The 2,763-nt window shown below is 66.2% G+C and carries 3 pseudogenes; 1 reads left to right on the forward strand and 2 read right to left on the reverse strand.

From position 1 onward, the window contains the following. A pseudogene (locus VFB18_RS08820) lies at positions 1–411 on the forward strand (IS1634 family transposase); the annotation flags it as partial. Between the two features lie 118 nt (positions 412–529). On the opposite strand, the pseudogene VFB18_RS08825 reads toward VFB18_RS08820, so the two are convergent. Both VFB18_RS08825 and VFB18_RS08830 read right to left on the reverse strand, forming a co-directional pair. Next, positions 530–2,259 (reverse strand): annotated as a pseudogene (locus VFB18_RS08825) (IS1634 family transposase). 205 nt (positions 2,260–2,464) lie between these two features. Next, positions 2,465–2,763, reverse strand: a pseudogene (locus VFB18_RS08830) (hypothetical protein); the annotation flags it as partial.

The raw sequence follows: 2,763 nt of genomic DNA on the forward strand, positions 1-2,763 counted from the left end.
TGGAGCGACGCGCAGCTCTGGAAAGCCTACATCCAGTTGACCCAAGCCGAGGCCGCTTTCCGCATCCAGAAGGACCAGCTCAACGTCCGGCCGATCTGGCACCAGCGCGAGGATCGGGTGCAAGCCCACATCCTCATTTGCTTCCTCGCCTTCGTTCTGTGGAAGTGCCTCGAGATGTGGCAGAGCCGCGCCGGTCTCGGAAACTCCCCGCGCACGATCCTCGAAGAGCTTGCCCGCATTCAATCGCACGACGTCGTCCTGCCGACCACAACGCATGGCCAAATCCGTCTGCGTTGCGTCACCCAGCCCGATGCCGCGCAAGCCGCGCTCCTCGATCGCCTCGGCATCGTCCTACCCAAGCGCATGCGCCTGGCCGAGCACGAGCTGCCCGCGCTCGCACGCAGCGCCTGACCCCCAGCTTTCAAAAAGTGTAGTGCCAACTTTTTGGCTAAGCCGAAGTTGCCCCCGATACGAGACGCAAGCCCTTGATCCGACTCGTGTGGTCGGGTTTGGGGCTTGCGTTTACTGGCTACATTTTGTGGTCGAGGTCGAGGAGCTTGAACGCCGCTGCCTGGAGCTCTGTGAGGTGCGGATAGAGCAGGAAGGAGTGATCGGGATTGTCGGCGAGGGCCGTGGTGTTGCGAGTGCAGGTGGCGAGATCGTCGAGTAGTGAGCGGAAGGAATGGACGGGAGGCCGCTGTCGGTCCGCTTGCTGGCGGCCTTGCGGCGGGCGGCGGCGGACCGCTCGGCCGGGGCGACGATGGAGCGACGTTCGGCTGCGGCGGCCTCGGGATCGTGATCGTCGAAGAGGATGGCGGCGAGGCGATGGCGCATGTGCCATTCGACATAGTAGGCGAGCATGCAGAGGAAGACGTGGGCACGGACGCGGTCGCCGAGGCGGTGGTGGATGGGACGAACCTCGAGATCGACGGTCTTGATCGAGCGAAAGGCGCGCTCGACCTGGCTGAGGCTCTTGTAGGTCCGCACGCTGTCGTCCGGGCTGAGGACATTGCCGGGGACGCTGGTGCGCACGACATAGATGCCGTCGAGGGCGGCCTCGGCGGCGATGGCGTCATGCTTGCGCTGGTAGGTGATGCTGTCGTCGGTGATGGCGATGGTGAAGTGCTTGGCCATCTTGCGGCGGTCGAGAACGCGCGTGGCGGCGGCGGCGATCCTGGCGGTGCCGCGCAGCGGCTGGCGCTTGCGGGCAACCGCCTCGGCGATGGCCGCAAGCCCGGCTTCGGTGGCGGCGAGGAGTTCGTCGCGTTTGCGTCGGCGCTCGGCGGCGAGCAGCGGATTGCGGCAGGCGATGAGGCGTTCGCCGGGGAAGTCGGGTGAGTTGATCTCGGCCAGGTCGCGCTCGTCGAAGAGCGAGAGCTGGAGCGAGCCTTCCGCCATCAACGCCTTGATCGCCGGGGCGCGCAACGCGGTGATCCAGTCGAGGCCGGCCGGTTTGAGCAGGATGTCGATGCGCGCCGAGGTTATCAGGCCGCGGTCGCCGACCACGATGATGCGCGTGATGCCGAAGCGCCGCTTCAGCTTGTCGACCTGGCCGGCCAGTGTCGTCGGATCGCCGGCATTGCCTTCGAAGACCTCGACCGCGACCGGGCAGCCGTCGGCAGCGCACAACAGCCCGAAGACAATCTGCAGCTTGTTGGGCTTGTCGTCGCGGCTGTAGCCGTAGCGGGCGAGCGGACAGGTACGACCCTCGAAATAGGTCGAGGTGACGTCGTAAAGGACCAACGTGCCGTTGGCGAGATGACGGCGGGCGAGGGCCTGTTCGATGCGGTCCTGGCGGGAGAGCAGCCAGTCAAGGGCAGCGTAGAGATCCTGCTCGCTGACCGCGCTGAGCCCGAGTGCCGGCCCGAGCGAGGAGGCAGCGGTGGCAGCATCGAGGTGGCGCGCGGTGGCGAGCTTGGAGGCCGGCGCGATCACGCGGGCTACGATCATCGCCAGCACCAGATCGACCAGCCGCGCCGGCGCCTTGCCCATGGCGAGCACGCGGTCGAGGCCGATCTTGCGCGCCGTCCCGAGCACGGCGGCGACGTGACCGTGGGGGAGCGAGCGCAGCATCGTCAGCCCGCCGGCTGCCGGCGGCGCCTCGTCACGCAGGACGCGCCGTAGTCGCTCGATGCGCTCGCTCGACCAATCGCTGAGATTGGCGAGGGTGCGCTTCTTGATTTTGTCGCCGTCGCGATAGCTCTCGCGCAGGAGCACGGCGGGCGGCGAGTTGCGGTTGGGAACCCGTTCGACGTACATGGCGAGCTTGAATCACTGTGCTTCGCCGATGTCAAGCGAAAAATGACCATTTACATGGGTACAATTGGGGCAGAGTCCCGCCAAAAGCTGACGTTTCCGCCAGTTTCAGAGCAAACTCAGCGGTAACTTCGGCCTAAAGCCCAGCGGGCTTGAGCCTGGGCGGAATAGACAGTTCGGCTCTTCCGCCATACGGTCCACGGCGGCCCTACTTCGCCATCACCTCGATGTCGTGATTGAGGCCGGGCTCGACGGTGAAGTTGCGCTCGTACATCTTGCCGTCGTGCTTGGCGACCGCCGTATATTCCCCGGCGGCGAGCACGACCGAAGGGAAGGCGCCGACGAAGTCGGCGATGCTGTCGCCCGAGGGGGTGAGCACCGCCCAGGCGGTATTGGCGATCGCCTCGCCGCCCTGCTCGGATACAAGCTTCAGCGTCAGGCGGGCTGCCTTCTGGTAGACCGCCGCCTCGGTCAGCTTGCCGGGCTGGATCTTGATGTCGGCGCGGA

This window comes from Methyloceanibacter sp., from assembly GCF_035650995.1.
In the GTDB taxonomy this organism is placed as follows: Bacteria; Pseudomonadota; Alphaproteobacteria; order Rhizobiales; family Methyloligellaceae; genus Methyloceanibacter.